Annotated in this window: 13 protein-coding genes, 1 tRNA gene, 1 pseudogene and 1 riboswitch; of the genes and pseudogenes, 1 reads left to right on the top strand and 14 read right to left on the bottom strand. The window is 72.4% G+C overall.

The window, feature by feature from the left end:
• Positions 1-143 precede the first annotated feature (143 nt).
• The 14 genes and pseudogenes from V7E46_RS12235 to V7E46_RS12170 all read right to left on the bottom strand — a co-directional run bounded on the left by V7E46_RS12235 (position 144) and on the right by V7E46_RS12170 (position 13814).
• Positions 144-227 (bottom strand) — tRNA-Leu (locus V7E46_RS12235).
• A 249-nt stretch (positions 228-476) separates the two neighbouring features.
• On the bottom strand, positions 477-1802 hold the full coding sequence (locus tag V7E46_RS12230) for a cyclopropane-fatty-acyl-phospholipid synthase family protein (RefSeq protein ID WP_333768446.1): 1326 nt from the start codon (positions 1800-1802) through the stop codon (positions 477-479).
• 177 nt (positions 1803-1979) lie between these two features.
• Positions 1980-3365, bottom strand: a complete 1386-nt coding sequence (locus V7E46_RS12225; RefSeq protein ID WP_333768445.1) for an NAD(P)/FAD-dependent oxidoreductase — start codon at positions 3363-3365, stop codon at positions 1980-1982.
• A 294-nt stretch (positions 3366-3659) separates the two neighbouring features.
• Complete coding sequence (locus tag V7E46_RS12220) at positions 3660-4634, bottom strand: Ppx/GppA phosphatase family protein (protein WP_333768444.1); 975 nt, start codon at positions 4632-4634, stop codon at positions 3660-3662.
• Positions 4631-5194, bottom strand: a complete 564-nt coding sequence (locus tag V7E46_RS12215) for a DUF501 domain-containing protein (RefSeq protein WP_329178438.1) — start codon at positions 5192-5194, stop codon at positions 4631-4633. Before V7E46_RS12215 ends, V7E46_RS12220 begins: the two co-directional genes overlap by 4 nt.
• A gap of 99 nt (positions 5195-5293) precedes the next feature.
• Complete coding sequence (locus V7E46_RS12210; RefSeq protein WP_333768443.1) at positions 5294-5818, bottom strand: FtsB family cell division protein; 525 nt, start codon at positions 5816-5818, stop codon at positions 5294-5296.
• Positions 5819-5985: 167 nt separating this feature from the next.
• Positions 5986-7266 carry a phosphopyruvate hydratase gene (eno, locus tag V7E46_RS12205; protein WP_329178435.1) on the bottom strand — a complete coding sequence of 427 codons (1281 nt, stop codon included), beginning with the start codon at positions 7264-7266 and terminating at the stop codon, positions 5986-5988.
• A 254-nt stretch (positions 7267-7520) separates the two neighbouring features.
• Positions 7521-8222: a transglycosylase family protein gene (locus V7E46_RS12200; protein ID WP_333768442.1), complete on the bottom strand. Its 702-nt coding sequence runs from the start codon at positions 8220-8222 to the stop codon at positions 7521-7523.
• A gap of 3 nt (positions 8223-8225) precedes the next feature.
• A riboswitch (cyclic di-AMP (ydaO/yuaA leader) is annotated at positions 8226-8442 on the bottom strand.
• A gap of 312 nt (positions 8443-8754) precedes the next feature.
• Entirely contained in the window at positions 8755-9240 is a 486-nt protein-coding gene (locus V7E46_RS12195; protein ID WP_333768441.1) for a LysM peptidoglycan-binding domain-containing protein, read from the bottom strand.
• Between the two features lie 127 nt (positions 9241-9367).
• Positions 9368-9505: pseudogene (locus V7E46_RS12190) on the bottom strand (transglycosylase family protein); the annotation flags it as partial.
• A 352-nt stretch (positions 9506-9857) separates the two neighbouring features.
• Positions 9858-11147: a cytochrome P450 family protein gene (locus tag V7E46_RS12185; protein WP_333768440.1), complete on the bottom strand. Its 1290-nt coding sequence runs from the start codon at positions 11145-11147 to the stop codon at positions 9858-9860.
• A 25-nt stretch (positions 11148-11172) separates the two neighbouring features.
• Positions 11173-12228 carry a nucleoside triphosphate pyrophosphohydrolase gene (locus V7E46_RS12180; RefSeq protein WP_333768439.1) on the bottom strand — a complete coding sequence of 352 codons (1056 nt, stop codon included), beginning with the start codon at positions 12226-12228 and terminating at the stop codon, positions 11173-11175.
• A gap of 34 nt (positions 12229-12262) precedes the next feature.
• Positions 12263-12916, bottom strand: coding sequence for a SurA N-terminal domain-containing protein (locus V7E46_RS12175; protein ID WP_333768438.1), 654 nt, complete (start codon positions 12914-12916; stop codon positions 12263-12265).
• 163 nt (positions 12917-13079) lie between these two features.
• A complete protein-coding gene (locus tag V7E46_RS12170) occupies positions 13080-13814 on the bottom strand; it encodes an HNH endonuclease family protein (protein WP_333768437.1) in 735 nt (244 codons plus the stop codon).
• Positions 13815-14128: 314 nt separating this feature from the next.
• Between V7E46_RS12170 and V7E46_RS12165 the strand changes: the two genes are divergently transcribed.
• A complete protein-coding gene (locus tag V7E46_RS12165) occupies positions 14129-15661 on the top strand; it encodes a DUF2079 domain-containing protein (protein ID WP_333768436.1) in 1533 nt (510 codons plus the stop codon).
• Positions 15662-15697: the final 36 nt, after the last annotated feature.

The raw sequence follows: 15697 nt of genomic DNA, 5'->3' as shown, positions 1-15697 counted from the left end.
GGCGCGGGAAGCCGCGCGGGAGGGGCACCGCGAGGGGTGGAACGGGAAGGCCGGGGCTCCCACCGTGCATCCGGGTCAGGCGTGTTCACGGGCGCTTTCGCGCCCTTCCCGCCCTTCTCGCAGGCCAGCCAACTGGCGGTAAGTGCCCGGAGCCGGACTTGAACCGGCACGCCCACGACGGGGCAGCGAGGTTTAAGCTCGCCGTGTCTGCGTTCCACCATCCGGGCCGGCGGGGCGCAGAGAAAAGCGTATCGGGGACGGCGGATCCGAACAGGGCGCCTGAGTTGTCAGGTTGTCTTATTTTAGGGGTCACTGACGTCTCATCAGCGGTCGAATGAGGACAGCCCGGCTGCCCAGGCCGTCAACCCCGCGTCAATAGTTGCCCCGCACAAGTGACGCGAAATCGCTCTCCCGAGCGGCTGGAATACGCCATGACGGCCTGTCCGGTACTGCGGCAGGCCGGTGCGGTGCCGCGGCTAGGACAGCCAGCCGCCGCGGGTCGGCGGCATGCCCGATGTGCCGTCCGGGTCCGTGCGGACCGCGAGCACCTGGTTGACCCCGATCCGGTTGCGCTCGAATGAAAGCGCCGACGCCGCCATGTACAACTGCCAGACCCTGGCCCGGCCGGCCGTGGTCGCCCGGGCGGCCTCGTCCCAGTGCGCCTCCAGGTTGGTCACCCAGGCCCGCAGGGTGCGCGCGTAGTGCTCACGCAGCGCCTCCACGTCCCGCACCTCGAAGCCGGCCTCCTCCAGCCGGGCGACGGTCGCGCCGACCGGCGAGAGCTCACCGTCGGGGAAGACGTAGCGGTCGATGAATTCGTCGATGCGGTACGCCTCCTCGTCGCGCATCGGCCGCCGGGCGATCTGGTGGTTGAGCAGCCGGCCGCCGGGCCGCAGCAGGCCGTACAGCGTGCGGGCGTACTCCAGATAGCGCTCGCTGCCGACGTGCTCGGCCATGCCGATGGACGAGATCGCGTCGTAGGGGCCGTCGGTGACGTCGCGGTAGTCCTGCACCCGGATGTCGATCCGGCCGGTCAGCCCGGCCTCCGCGACGCGCTTGCGGGCGAAGGCGGCCTGCTCGGCGGACAGGGTGATGCCGGTGGCGTGGACGCCGTAGTGCTCGGCGGCGTGCAGCACCATCGAGCCCCAGCCGCATCCGACGTCCAGCAGCCGCTGCCCCGCACGCAGGCTCAGTTTGCGGCAGACCAGGTCGAGCTTGGCATATTGCGCCGCCTCCAAGGTGGTGTCCTTCTCCGGCCACACGGCGCAGGAATACACCATGCTCGGGCCGAGCAGCAGCGCGTAGAAGTCGTTGCCGACGTCGTAGTGGTGGGCGATGGCCGCCTTGTCGCGGCGCCGGGTGTGGGCGATCCCGGTGCGCCTGCGCACCTCCTCGGGCGGCGGCGCGGGCGGCAGTCCCGGGCCCGCCAGCGCCAGCGCCTCGCGCGCGAGGCGGTAGCTGCCCGGATCGCCCAGGAGGTCCGCGAGGCGGCGGGCGGTCCCCAGGGCGCCGCCGGCCCCCGGATCCGGCTCGTCCCGCTCCCACAGCAGCCCCGAAAGCCGGCCGAGCGCCTCGTAGAGGTCGCCGTCCACCGTGAGGTCGCCGGAGACCCAGCCGCGGACCAGGCCCAGCTCACCGGGCCGCCACAGCAGCCGGCGCAGCGCACGGCGCCGGCGCAGGACCAGGACAGGTGCGCCGGCCGGCCCGGCCTCACTGCCGTCCCAGGCGCGCACGCGCAACGGGAACGGTCTGGAGAGGGCGTGTTCGGCGAGTTCGAAGAGGCGGTGAGCCGCGTCAGCCATGCATCTGAGCGTACGACTGAAAGGCGCCGTTGACCCGTGAATCTACGTTGCGGATACACGCACTTCGCCCGGACGGCGGTTGCCGGGCCGCCCCGGGACGCCGTAAGGGCGCCCGCACCACGGATGGCGGGCGCCCTTACGGCGTTGCGGACGGCGCGGCACGGGCCGCGTGTCGGGTCAGGCCGCGCCGGCCTTCTCGGTCTCGGCGGCCTTGGGCTGCTGGACCAAGGCCGGAGCCGGGGCCGGGCGGGCGGCCTCGTAGAACTCCTCGCGGGGGTTCTCGATGGCGCCCAGCGAGACGACCTCGCGCTTGAGGAACATCGCCAGCGTCCAGTCGGCGAAGACCCGGATCTTGCGGTTCCAGGTCGGCACCGCCATGCCGTGGTAGCCGCGGTGCATGTACCAGGCGAGCCGGCCCTTGACCTTGATCCTGGCCTTGCCGACCACGATCATCGCGACGCCCTTGTGCAGTCCGAGACCGGCGACCGCGCCCTTGTTGGCGTGCTTGTACTCCTGCTGCGGGAAGCCGCGCAGCCCGGAGATCACATTGTCGCCGAGCACCTTGGCCTGGCGCAGCGCGTGCTGGGCGTTCGGCGGGCACCACGCGCCCTCGCCCGCGGCGAGGTCCGGGATCTGGGCGTTGTCGCCCGCGGCCCAGATGTAGTCGGTGCCGCGCACCTGGAGCGTCGGGGCGGTGTCCACGTGGCCGCGCGGGCCGAGCGGCAGGCCGAACTTCGCCAGCGCCGGGTTGGGCTTCACGCCCGCCGTCCACACGATGGTGGAGGCGTCGACCTCCAGGCCGTTGGCGAGCACCACGTGCTTGTCCACGCAGGACTTCATCGACGTGCTGAGGTAGACCTCGATACCGCGCTCCTGGAGGTGCTCCAGGCCCCACTTGCCCAGCTGCGGGCCGACCTCGGGAAGGATCTTGTCAGCGGCGTCGACCAGGATGAAGCGCATGTCCTCGCGCTTCACGTTCGGGTAGTACCTGGCCGCGTCGCGCGCCATGTCCTCGACCTCGCCGATGGTCTCCGCGCCCGCGAAGCCACCGCCCACGAAGACGAAGGTCAGCGCCTTGCGGCGGACATCCTCGTCGGTCGTGGAGTCGGCCTTGTCCAGCTGCTCCAGCACGTGGTTGCGCAGGCCGATCGCCTCCTCGACACCCTTCATGCCGATGCCGTTCTCGGCGAGGCCGGGGACCGGGAAGGTCCGGGAGACCGCGCCGAGCGCCATCACCAGGTAGTCGAAGGGCAGCTGGTAGGACTCCCCGACCAGCGGCGCGACCGTGGCGACCTTGCGGTCCTGGTCGATGTCGACGACCCGCCCGGTCAGCACCTCGGCCCCGGGCAGCACGCGCCGCAGCGGGACGACGACGTGACGCGGGGAGATGCTGCCTGCTGCCGTCTCGGGAAGGAAGGGCTGGTACGTCATGTACGAGCGCGGGTCGACGACCGTGACGGTCGCCTCGCCGTACCGCATCTTCTTCATGATGCGACGCGCCGCGTACAGGCCGACGTAACCGCCGCCTACTACGAGGATCCGTGGACGCTCCGTGGTGCTCATGCATCGAGTATCCAGCACCTTCGGAGGGGTACCTCGTGAGCCCCTTCACAAGGGGGTGCATACCCTGTGCTACCCTGCGCGGTTTCGCGACCAGGCAGGACGTGACCCGTACCCGCCAAGAAGCGCCCGGCACCGGGGCACCGGGCGCTGATCAGGGCGGATCTTGCGGCGTTCAACCGCCGGCCGAGTGCTTGTCACACCGCCGAAACACGCCATGGCCAAGGATTCTGGGGGTCCCCCGGTCTCACACCTTGGAAAATTGGGCCGCGGGACGGGAACTTCATGTGAAGAGTTTCACAAAGCTTGCTGCCCGGACCGGCCGGCCGCCGCGAAAGCGATGCCGTCGAGGATGTCGTGCTCACTCACCACGACCTCCTCGGCGCCGGCCCGCTCCATGATCCGCAGCAGCACCAGCGCGCCCGCACCGATCACGTCGACCCGTCCCTCGTGCATGACCGGGATGGCCGCGCGCTCGGCGTGGGTGGCCGCCAGAAGCTGCCCGCTGACGGCTCTGACCTGGTCGAGGCTGATCCTGGCGTGATGGATCGCCTCGGGGTCGTACGCCGGCAGGCCCAGCGCGACGGCGGCGACCGTGGTGACCGAGCCGGCCAGTCCGACGAGCGTACGGGCGCGGTCCATGGGGACGGTTCTGCACACCTCGGCAAGGGCCGCGTCGATGTCGGCGGTCATCGCCGCGACGATCTCGGGCGTCGGCGGGTCCGCCGGCCCGCCGTCCCGCACGATGTGACGCTCCGTCATCCTGACGCAGCCCACATCGACCGACCTCGACGCCTCCACCGTGTCCGAGCCGAGCACGAATTCCGTCGAACCGCCGCCGATGTCGACCACCAGGTACGGCGTCAGCAGACCGTGGTCCCCGGTCAGTTCACGGGTGGCGCCGGTGAAGGACAGCGCCGCCTCCTGGCTGCCGCTGACCACCTCCGGCTCGACGCCCAGCAGTTCCACCACGCCCCGCACGAAGTCGTCGCGATTCTCCGCGTCGCGCGATGCCGACGTGGCGACGAAGCGGACATTGACGGCCGGGACGCCGTGGTGCCGGATCACCTCGGCGTATTCGCGGCAGGCGGCGAAGGTCCGCTCCAGCGCCTCGGGCGCCAGCCGCCCGGTGCGGTCCACGCCCTGGCCGAGCCGGACGATCCGCATCCGCCGGTCCAGGTCCTCCAGCGCACCGGTCGCCGGGTCCACGTCGGCGACCAGCAGCCGGATCGAGTTCGTGCCGCAGTCGACGGCGGCGACCCTGGTCGTCACGAGGCCTCCTCGCCCGTAGCGGTGCTCTCGGCGCCGCCGGCGTCCGCGGCGTCCTGCGGCGGGACGCACGGCCCCTTGGCCCACCAGTCGGGCAGCATCGCCAGCGCCTCGTCGCCCAGCGGATTGACGCCGGGCCCCGCGGCCAGCGAGTGGCCGACCAGCACATGGAGGCACTTCACCCGGTCGGGCATGCCGCCCGCGCTGGGGAATCCGCCGAGCACCTCGACGGCGTCACGGCGGGCGATGTAGTCCTCGTGGGCGGCGCGATAGGCCGCAGCGAGGTCCGGGTCCTCGGCGAGGCGGGCGGTCATCGCCTTCATCACCCCGTCGGCCTCCAGGGTGCCGATCGCGGAGGCGGCCCGCGGACACGTCAGGTAGTACAGCGTCGGGAAGGGCGTGCCGTCCTCCAGCCGGGGCCGGGTCTCGACGACGTCGGGATTGCCGCAGGGGCAGCGGTGCGCGACCGCGCGCAGGCCCCGAGGCGGCCGGCCGAGCTGTGCCCTGACCGCGGCGACGTCCGCGGCGGTGGCGGGGGCGGGATTGTCCTGGGAGATGTCCATGTGCCGTTCTGTGTCTCAGGGCCGTCTGCGGGCGGTGGGGATGGCGGCGGGTCTACGGGGCTGCCGGCGGCGCTGCGGCGGCGGCCCCTCGGCGGGGCGTCACTGCCGTGGCAGTGCGGCGGCGTCGGCATGGTCCACGCCGTCCCACAGGTTCGTGTACCAGGGGCGGTGGGCGGCGGCCGCCGCCTGCCCGCCGCCGTCGCCCGGACTGCCCGCGCTCTTGTGCCGCGTGCCCGAGGAGCCGCCGGTGGGCGCCGGGCTTGCCACGGAATAGCCGTTCTCACCCGGCATCACATAGTGCAGCTGCGTGCGGGCCTGGGTGCGGACGTACTCCGGGTCCTGCCAGCGGGCCTTCTGCTCGCGCAGCTGCTCGACCTTCTGCCGCGCCTGCTGCGCCTCGCGGCGCTGGTCGGCGATGTCGGAGCGCTGGGCGATGTACTGCCGCATCGGGTAGGCCAGGGCGATCACCAGGGCGCACAGCACCAGCGCGAGCAGCGCCGCCCGCCCGGTGAGCCTGTTGCGCCGGGCCGGCCGACGTGCCGCGGCGGCGCGGTAGACCCGCGCCTGCGCCTCCTGGCCCATGGCCTTGAGCCGGGCCGTGGTGGAGAACCGGTCGGACCCCACGCCGTCGCTCCCCTCGTACGTCCTGCGGGACGCATGCACGTCCTCGGGGGACGAACATACTGCCCCGCCTGTCGTGACGCCGGTACGTCCCCGCCGCACGGTACGGGACCGGGCGCGGGGACGTACGGGCGCGGGGGCCGACCCCCGGCGGCGTCAGCCGCTGCGCGTCAGCCCTTGAAGCGCGGGAAGGCGCTGCGGCCCGCGTAGACCGCCGCGTCGTCCAGGATCTCCTCGATACGCAGCAGCTGGTTGTACTTGGCGACGCGCTCGGAGCGGGCCGGGGCACCGGTCTTGATCTGGCCGCAGTTGGTGGCGACGGCCAGGTCGGCGATGGTGACGTCCTCGGTCTCGCCCGAGCGGTGCGACATCATGCACTTGTAGCCGCTGCGCTGGGCCAGCTCGACGGCGTCCAGCGTCTCGGTCAGCGAGCCGATCTGGTTGACCTTCACCAGCAGCGCGTTGGCCGTGTCGTTGTCGATGCCCTTCTGCAGGCGCTCGGGGTTGGTGACGAACAGGTCGTCGCCGACGATCTGCACCTTGCCGCCGAGCTTCTCGGTGAGGACCTTCCAGCCCGACCAGTCGTCCTCGAACAGCGGGTCCTCGATGGAGACCAGCGGGTAGGCCGCGACCAGCTCCTCGTAGTACTCGGTCATCTCGGCGGCCGAGCGCTGCTTGCCCTCGAAGTCGTAACTGCCGTCCTTGTAGAACTCGGAGGCGGCCACGTCCAGGGCGAGCGCGATGTCCTGGCCGGGCGTGTAGCCGGCCTGCTTGATCGCCTCGATGATCAGGTCGAGCGCGTCGCGGTTGGAGCCGAGGTTCGGCGCGAACCCGCCCTCGTCGCCCAGACCCGTGGACAGGCCGCGGGTCTTGAGCACGCCCTTGAGGGTGTGGTAGACCTCGGCGCCCCAGCGCAGTGCCTCGGAGAAGGACTCCGCGCCGATCGGCGCGATCATGAACTCCTGGATGTCGACGTTGGAGTCCGCGTGCGATCCGCCGTTGAGGATGTTCATCATCGGGACCGGCAGCACATGCGCGTTCGGGCCGCCGAGGTAGCGGAAGAGCGGCAGGTCGGAGGCCTCGGAGGCGGCGTGCGCGACCGCCAGCGACACGCCGAGGATGGCGTTGGCGCCGAGCGAGGACTTGTCGGGAGTGGCGTCCAGGTCGAACATCGCCTGGTCGATCAGCCGCTGCTCGGTGGCGTCGTAGCCGACCAGCTCCGGGCCGATCTGCTCGATCACGGCGAGGACGGCCTTCTCGACGCCCTTGCCCTGGTAGCGGTTCTTGTCGCCGTCGCGGAGTTCGAGGGCCTCGAAGGCGCCGGTGGAAGCGCCGGACGGCACTGCGGCCCGGCCCGTGCTGCCGTCATCGAGGCCGACCTCGACCTCGACGGTGGGGTTGCCTCGCGAGTCGAGGATTTCCCGGGCTACGACGACGTCGATGGACGGCACGTTGTCTCCTTCAGATGATGTCTTCTCGTCTTTTCCGGGACGAGCCTAACCGCCTGGGGCATCCGTACCGGTCCTCGGCCCGGCCCCTGAGACGGAAAACCGGCCGGGTACGCGGCGCCCGGAGGCGAGCCGCGTACCCGGCCGGCCGGTGAGGTCCCGCCCGGGGGATCACCCGGGCGTCAGCCGGGTGACGCCCGGGGATCGGTCCGTGATCCTGCCGGTGGACAACCCGGCAGCAGGCCGGTGATCAGCCGTCAGCCGAGGTGCAGGTGCTGACCCGGGAAGATCAGGTCGGCGTCCTTGACGCTGTCCTTGTTGAGGTCGAAGAGCTTGTGCCAGCCGCCGGCCACGTGGTGGCTCGCGGCGATGCCGGACAGGCTGTCGCCGGACACGACGGTGTAGTCACCCTTGTGGCCGGAGTGCCGCTGCCAGTCCGTGGCGGTGTTCTTTGCGGGCTTGGCGGGCTTGGCGGCCTTGGCAGGCTTGGCCGTGCTCTTCGCCGGGGCGGTCTTCTTGGCCGGGGTGGTCTTCTTGGCCGAGGTGGAGCTGGACGACGAGGAGGACGAGCCGCCGGGGTTGATGTCGGGCGACGGGCCGCCCGACGTCAGGCCGCCGGCCGACGCGCAGGACCAGGCGCCGGGGCCCTGGATGGCGAGCAGCTTCTCGGCGGCCGCGATCTGCTGGTCCTTGGTGGCCAGGTCGGCGCGGGAGGCGTACTGCAGGCCGCCGGCCGCTTCCCAGCTGGACTGCGAGAACTGCAGGCCGCCGTAGTAGCCGTTGCCGGTGTTGATCGACCAGTTGCCACCGGACTCGCACTGTGCGACGGCGTCCCAGGTGGCCACGGAAGCGGCCGAGGAGGACGTGGCGCCGATCAGCGGCAGGGCGATGGCGGTACCGGCGACACCGGCGAACGTGGCGAATCGGACCATCTTTGAGGCGCGACGGTGCTTACCCATGTGTGTGTTCCTCACCGACGCCTACGAGGTCAGCTGTCGGGTTCGGGCGTGAGTTGCCCGGCCGGCACCCGCTGTACGTACACGGATGACCGGCTTCACCCCGAGCCGGACCGGTGGCGTGGGCGTCGCAGCGGCGTGCTGTCCGTGCCGCGCGGCGTACTGCCTCTGGTCCGGCGGAAGACCGTGGGTCCCCCGCTCCTGCCTGCGGCGCTTTCGCGTCGACTGTTCCCGTGGGTGCGGCGGCAGGACTCGGCGTTCCGCTCCGACGGGGCCCGCTGTGGCGGGCGCTTAGACGTTAAGCACACCGGACCCGGTTGAACAAACACTCGCGTTTCGGGCGCCAACTGCCGTCCGGCATTCGGGGGCTGGACGAATCCGCAGGTCGGAACGCCGGATTTCAGCAGGGAGCGAGCAGCCGGTCACAGGAGGGGAGAGAGCCTTGTCACATCGCCGCGCGACCTGGAAGTACCGTACGTCCGTTTTGTCAGTCGGCCCGTACGGCACGGAAGTTCGACCTTCCGGCGGTCACGGCTCAGCCGAGATTCAGGATCTGTCCGGGTTTGATGAGGTTTGGATTGTCGCCGATCACTTGGTGGTTGGCGTCGTACAGCTGACCCCATCCACCGGCGACGTCATGATCGGCGGCGATCCCGGACAGCGAGTCGCCCTCGCCCACCTTGTACGTACCCGGGTCCGTACCGGCGCTCGCGCCCGTATTGCCGGTGTTGCCGGTCTCGTTGACATCCGCGGTGTTCGCGGTGACCGCGGTGGTTTCGGTGCGGGTCGCCCGGTCGGCCGCGGCCAGCGCCTCGTCGGAAGGGCTGTACGGGCGCCCGTGGCGCCCGCCCCCGTCCGTGGGGGTACCGGGGTCCGCGGGGTCCGACGGGGCGGCGGGAGGAGCGCTCTGCGTGGGCGCGGCGGGGTCGGCCGCAGGGGGCGTCACCGTGCCCGAGGCGGGGTCGGTCGGCGTACCGGCGGCCGGCGGCGCGGTGGTCGGCGTGCCGGCGGCCGGCGGCACGGCGGGCGGTGCCGGTCTGGCCGGTGCCGGGTGTCCCGGTGTCCGTGACCAGTCCGGTGCCCTGCTCGCAGCCGGGCCAGGCGTCGGGGCCGAGATCGGCCAGGATCTTCTCCGCCACGGCTATCTGCTGCGCCCGGGAGGCCATGTCGGGCCGCGAGGCGTAGACCGTGCCGCCGTACTGGCTCCAGGTGTCCTGGGTGATGGCGAGGCCGCCGTAGAAGCCGTTGTGGGTGTCGGCGTTCCACAGGCCGCCGGTCTCGCACATCGCGACCTTGTCCCAGGTGCCGGCCTCCGTGGCGTGCGCGGCGCCCGCGCCGGCTCCCAGCAGCGGCAGCGCGAGTCCCGCGCCGGTCGCCGCGACCGTCACCATGGCCGCTGGGGCCTGGCGGGGACGTCGGTGCCTGCCGTTCCCTGACGAGAGCATGCGGTCGCCTTTCCTCACAGCCTTACGCGCCCGCGCGTCCCGCCGTCACCGGCAAGTGCCGCGCACCGTGGGGTCCGGCGCGTCCCGCGAGCCGAGCGTGCCTCGCGTTGACCGCAGAACGTAGCGGTGTTGGCCAGGGGATCACAAGTCGATGTAGCGCTCATCACGTCGCGGTCACGGCCCTGACGTACGGTCACTTCCCGTGCGGCGCCACGGGTGTGAACGCCACCGGCAGGGTCCGCAGCCCACGCATGATCAGACCGCCGCGCCAGCGCAGGTCACCGGGATCGGCGGCCAGCCGCAGGTCGGGCAGCCGGGTGAGCAGCGTCGCCAGCGCGGTCCTCGCCTCCAGCCGAGCCAGCGGGGCGCCGAGGCAGTAGTGGATGCCGTGCCCGTACCCGAGATGCGGATTGTCGGCCCGCGCGAGGTTTACGGCGTCGGGCGCGGAGAAACGCGCGGGATCGCGGTCGGCGGCGGCGAGCACCACGAGGACCGGGTCGCCCGCCGCGACGGGCTGCCCGCCGACGGTCAGCGCGGTGGTCGCGTAGCGCCAGGTCGCCAGCTCCACCGGGCCGTCGTGGCGCAGCAGTTCCTCGACCGCGCTCTCCAGCAGGGCGCTCTCGCCGCGGCCCAGGGACGCCTGCAGCTCGGCGCGCGGACCCGGGTGCGTCAGCAGCGTGTGCATGCCGTTGCCGATCAGGTTGACCGTTGTCTCGAAGCCGGCGAACAGCAGGATGAAGGCCATTGCCGCGGCCTCGTTCTCCGTCAGGTGCTCGCCGTGGTCGCTCGCCCTGATCAGCCCGGAGATCAGGTCGTCGGGCGGGCCGCCGTCCACGCCGCTGCCCGTGCCGGCGGTCAGCTCGGCGCGCTTACGGTGGATCAGCTCCACGAGGTACGCCCGCATCCGCTTGACCGAGCGCGCCACACCGCCGCGCGGACCGCCGCCGTGCCGGATCATCATCCCGGCCCAGTCCCTGAAGTCGTCCTGGTCCTCGGCCGGCACCCCCAGCAGGTCGCAGATCGCGTAGATCGGCAGCGGGAAGGCGAAGTCGTGGATCAGGTCCGCCTCGCCGCGGGCCGCGAAGCCGTCCACGAAACGGTCCGTCAGCTGCTGCACCCGCGGTCCGAAGCGGGCAACCCGGCGCGGGGTGAAGGCCGTGGACACGAGGCGGCGCAGTCTGGTGTGGTCGGGCGGATCGATGTTGAGCAGATGCGTCATCAGATCCGCGCTCCGCTCCCCCGGGATGCCGGTCTTGCCGCGCGCGCCCGGCGAACCCGCGTGGTGGACCGGATTCTTGCTCAGCCGCGCGTCCGCCAGCGCCTCCCGGGCGTCCGCGTACCGGGTGACCAGCCAGGCCTCGACGCCGCTGGGCAGCGTCGTGCGGTGGACCGGGGAGTGCTCGCGCAGCCATGCGTAGGCCGGGTAGGGATCGGTGGCGAACTCCCAGGTGAAAAGCTCGGGCACGGCGGCGGATTCGGTCATCCCCCGACGGTACGTGAACCGGCCGCTACCCCTCGGCCCCGTCCCGCCCGGCCGCCGAGGTCCGCGCCCGCGCCGCGGCGCCGGGCTCGGTCTCCGCCTCGCGTATGGCCGCGCGATAGCGCCGTGCGGCGTGGCGCAGGGCCGCCTCCGGGTCGATGCCCGCCGACTGGGCCGCGGCGGCCTCGGCCAGCAGGTGGTCGCCGAGGGCGGTCTCGTCGTCGTAGAGCGGGGCCGGCGGGGTGACCGGCTGCGGCAGGCCCGCCTCCCTCGCCCGTCCGGCGAGCTTGGCCGCCAGCGCCAGTGCGGGGGACGCGAGCGGGACGCCGTCGGCGACCGAGTCGCGGGCCTTCTCGACGCCTTTGAGCCGCACCCAGTTCGCCCGCACCTGCTCGGGGGTCTCGGCGACCTCGTCGCCGAAGATGTGCGGGTGCCGGTGGACCAGCTTGGCGACCAGGCCGGCGGCCACGTCGTCGATCCCGAACGGCTCCTCCGGGTGGCCCTCGGCGATCACCGCGTGGAAGACCACCTGGAGCAGGACGTCCCCCAGCTCCTCGCGGACCGCCTCCCGGTCGCCGTCCTCGATCGCCTCGACCAGCTCGTACATCTCCTCGATGCCGTACTTCGCCAGGTCCTCGTGGGTGCGCAGGCTGCTCCAGGGGCACTCGGCTCTGATCCGGTCCATCACCTGGACCAGGTCGAGCAGCCGGGCGCCGGGCAGGTCGTACGACCCGGGCAGCAGTTCCAGGTCGGGCATCGCGACCCGCCCCGAGCCGCCGAGCCTGGCCAGCTCGCCGGTGACGGCCGGGTCGCCCTCGCCGCCGCCCGCGGGCAGATACACCACCGTACGGCCGCCCGCCGTCGCCTCGGCCAGCTCCCGGCCGGTGGGCGCGGCCACTTCGACGGTCACGCCCGCCTCCCGCAGGAACGGCAGCTGCGGGTGCCGGGGGTCGGCGCACAGCACCCGGTCGGCGCCGCGCAGCGTCTGCCACGCCGGCCAGGACAGCTGGCCGGGCGCGACGCGGTGGCTGGTGGTGAGCAGGATCAGCCGGCCGGGGCCGCCCGTGGTGTCGTCGTCGTTCACACCTCGAACGTACCGCGAGGGTCGGACAGCGGCGTCACGCCGCCGGCGCCGCCGCGCCCGGGGTCCTGGTGACCACCCACGGGTCGGTGGCGTCGCCGATGATCGCCTTCTTCGCGTCCCAGGCGCCGTAGCGCGGGTTGATCTTCACACCCAGCTCGTCCGCGGTCTTGGACAGGGCGTCGACGATCGCGGTCTGCCCGCCGTCGCTGCCCGGCTGGAAGCCCAGGCTCATGATCAGCTTGCCGACCAGCGCGTTGGTGCGGAAGAAGCTGTCGGCGCCGGCCGGCACGATGTCGTACTGCTGCAGCAGCGCCGCGTCGAGCGCCTTCTCGCTCCCGCCGAACTGCTGGAGCGCCGCGGCGTGCTGCTGCTGCACCTCGCCGTCGCTGACCGTCACCTTGGCGTCGGCGGCGGCCCGTTCGATGACGGTGTTCTGCACCAGCATGCTCAGCGTCTGGGTCGACAGCTTACCGCCTGCCGCGCTCTGCTGGTCGGCCTGGGACGACGCGGCCTGCGCCGCCCGCACCTCGTTGACCTTGTGCTGGAGCGCGGACACGGTGATCTTCTGGTCGCCGATCAGGGCCGCGGCGCCTGGCTGCGCCGGTCCCGACCCGCACGCGGTGAGGGCGGGCGATGCCAGCAGCAGCGCGGCTGCGGCGATCGAGACGGCGGTGCGGCGGCGGACCATGGGTGCCTCCCGGCAGGGAACAAGCCTCACGATGCTGATGTGATGATCGAGCACGAGGATATTGATCCAGGGGCGCCGATATCCAGCACTAGGACCAACAGGATCCGCACAGCCGGCCCCGGACCCCCGTTCCCGCCGCGTGCCCGCGCCGTCCCGTGACAGGTCAGCCGGCCGGCAGCGGCTCCTTGGGGCAGCCGCCCAGCACCTTGCGCATGGCGTCGCGTTCGCCCGATGTCACCCATACGCCGTACTTCTTCTTCACCGCCACCTGCCGCGCCACATAGGTGCAGCGGAAGGCGGTGTTCGGCGGCAGCCAGGTGGCGGTGTCGCCGTCGCTCTTGCGGCGGTTGGTGGACGCGTCGACGGCCAGCAGGTTGAGCGGGTCGTTGGCGAAATTCCGCCGCTTGTCGGCCGTCCACTGCTGGGCGCCCTTCTGCCAGGCGTCGGAAAGTGCGACGGCGTGGTCGATGTCGACCTTGCTCGCACCGCGGGTGTACGTGATCCGCGTGCCGGTGTAGGGATCGGCGAGGGTGCCGGCGGTCACTATGCACTTCTTGGCGCCGTCGCGGAACGTCGTCTGGCGCAGGTCGCGCTTGAGTATGTCGTCGCGGGTGTCGCAGTGGTTGTGGTCGGTGTCGGCCCAGGCCGCGCCGAATTTGTCCCGGGTGTAGCCGGTCTTCGGCGCCCGCCCCTTCACTGTGAGGCTGTCGACCGCCGCCAGGGCGCTGCCGTGGGCGCCCGTGGCTCCGGCTCCGGGCGGCGCGGCGCTGCTCGTGGCCGCGCCGCCCGTCGGGTCCTTGCAGCCCGCGAGGGTGCCGCCCAGGGCGAGGGCGAGGGCCGCCGTGCAGACCAGGGTGCGGACGGTGGTCCCGGCGTTCTTCTGCGCTGTCTGCGCCATCTGCGCCTCTCAAGGGTCGGCCGGGAGCCCGGGGCGGGTCCTGGCGGGATGTGGGGTCGGGGCAGGTGGGACGGCCCCCCGTGACAGCCGCTGCGACGAGCGGAAAAACAGTTCGCCAACTGCCTTCCCCCACCGCCGGAGACTACGGCTCCGGCGCGCTCCTCGTACCGCCGACTGCGACGAGGGGACCGGCGTCGGCGTGCCGCGGTCAGGACCGGCCCCGCCACGGCCAAGCTGGTGACACCCCGAACCGGGGCGAAACGGGCGAGCCGTGGACATCGGCGGGGCGGCCGACGCGAAGAGAGGACCCGCGTATGGACGGCGACAGGGACAGGGCGGAGGCCGTATTGCCGGCCCAGGAGTCCGGGGCGCGGGACATTGCCGCGCCGGCGCAGTGGGCGACGCCCGCGGTGCCCGCGGCATTTGTGACGGGTGCGGCGGCACGGCGGCGGGTGGGGGTGCCGGCCCGTCTCGATCCGTGGCTGCTCGCCGCAGGCTTCCTCGCCCTCTACTCGGCGCTGTCGCTTTCGCGTTACCGCCGCATGGAGACGATGTCGTGGGACCTGGGCATCTTCGAACAGGCCGTACGCGGCTACGCCCGCCTGCGCGCTCCCGTCGCCGACCTCAAGGGGCCGGGCTTCAACGTGCTCGGCGACCACTTCAGCCCCATCACCGCCCTCATCGCGCCCTTCTACCGGGCCCTCCCGACCCCGGCGACCCTGCTGGTCGCCCAGGCGCTGCTGTTCGCGCTCTCGGTCGTGCCCGTGACGCGGGCGGCGGCGCAGGTGCTGGGCCGCAGCCGCGGACTGGCGGTGGGGGCCGCGTACGGGCTGTCGTGGGGTGTGCAGCGGGCAGTGGACTTCGACTTCCATGAGATCGCCTTCGCCGTGCCGCTGCTGGCCTTCTCGCTGGCAGCCGTCCTGCGGCGGCGCTGGCGGACGGCGCTCGGGTGGGCGGCGCCGCTGGTGCTGGTCAAGGAGGACATGGGGGCGGCGGTCGCGATGATCGGCGCGGTGGTGTGGCTGCGGGCAGGCCGCGAGACGGTACGCGGCCCGAAGGGCGGCGGGCACGTCCGCAGTTGGGCGCTGAGCCTGGCGGCCTTCGGGGCCGTCGCGTCGGCCTGGGAGGTCGGGGGGCTCATCCCGGCCTTCCACGGCGCCGGCTACGACGCGCTGAACCACATCAACGGCGACGGTTCGCTCACCGGCCACGTCCCGCCGGTCACCGCGCTGCGCACCGTGCTGTGGCTCCTGCTGCCGGCCGGCGGACTGCTCGCGCTGCGCTCGCCGCTGATGCTGGTCGTGGTGCCGACCCTCGGCTGGCGCTTCCTGTCGCACTACCCGGAGAACTGGGGCACCGACTGGCACTACAACGCCGTCCTGATGCCGGTGGTCTTCCTCGCCGCGGTGGACTGCGCCGCGCTGATCGGCGCCGCCGCTCCGGGAAGCCGCTGGGCGGCGCCGTGGCTGCGCTCCCACGTCCGCGCGCTGCCGGCCGTGATGCTCGGCGCCGCACTCGCCCTGTGCACCCAACTGCCGCTGGCCGGACTGAGCCACCGGGCCGCGTACGAGGTCGACGGTCCCACCAGGGCCGCCAAGAGGGCACTCGCGCGCATCCCCGACGGGGCGACGGTGGAGGCGAACGTCGGGCCGCTCAGCCGGCTGGTGCGGCGCACCACCGTCTACTGGGTCGGCCAGACCGGCGGCCTGGCGCCGGACTACCTGGCCTTCGAGAACCGCTCCAAGTGGCTGGAGGACCCGGCAGGCTACGCCCTGCAACTGCACCCGCACGCCCGCTACACGACCGTGGCGGACGCGGGCGGCTACGTGGTGCTGCGCCGGGAGTGACCCGTCTCCCCCTTCCCCCCGCCTGGCCCCGCGCCC

The sequence above is a fragment of the Streptomyces sp. IBSBF 2435 genome (assembly GCF_036815005.1).
Classification (GTDB): domain Bacteria; phylum Actinomycetota; class Actinomycetes; order Streptomycetales; family Streptomycetaceae; genus Actinacidiphila.
The sequence above is the reverse complement of the archived record's forward strand: the minus strand, read 5'-3'. Positions and strand labels throughout refer to the sequence as shown.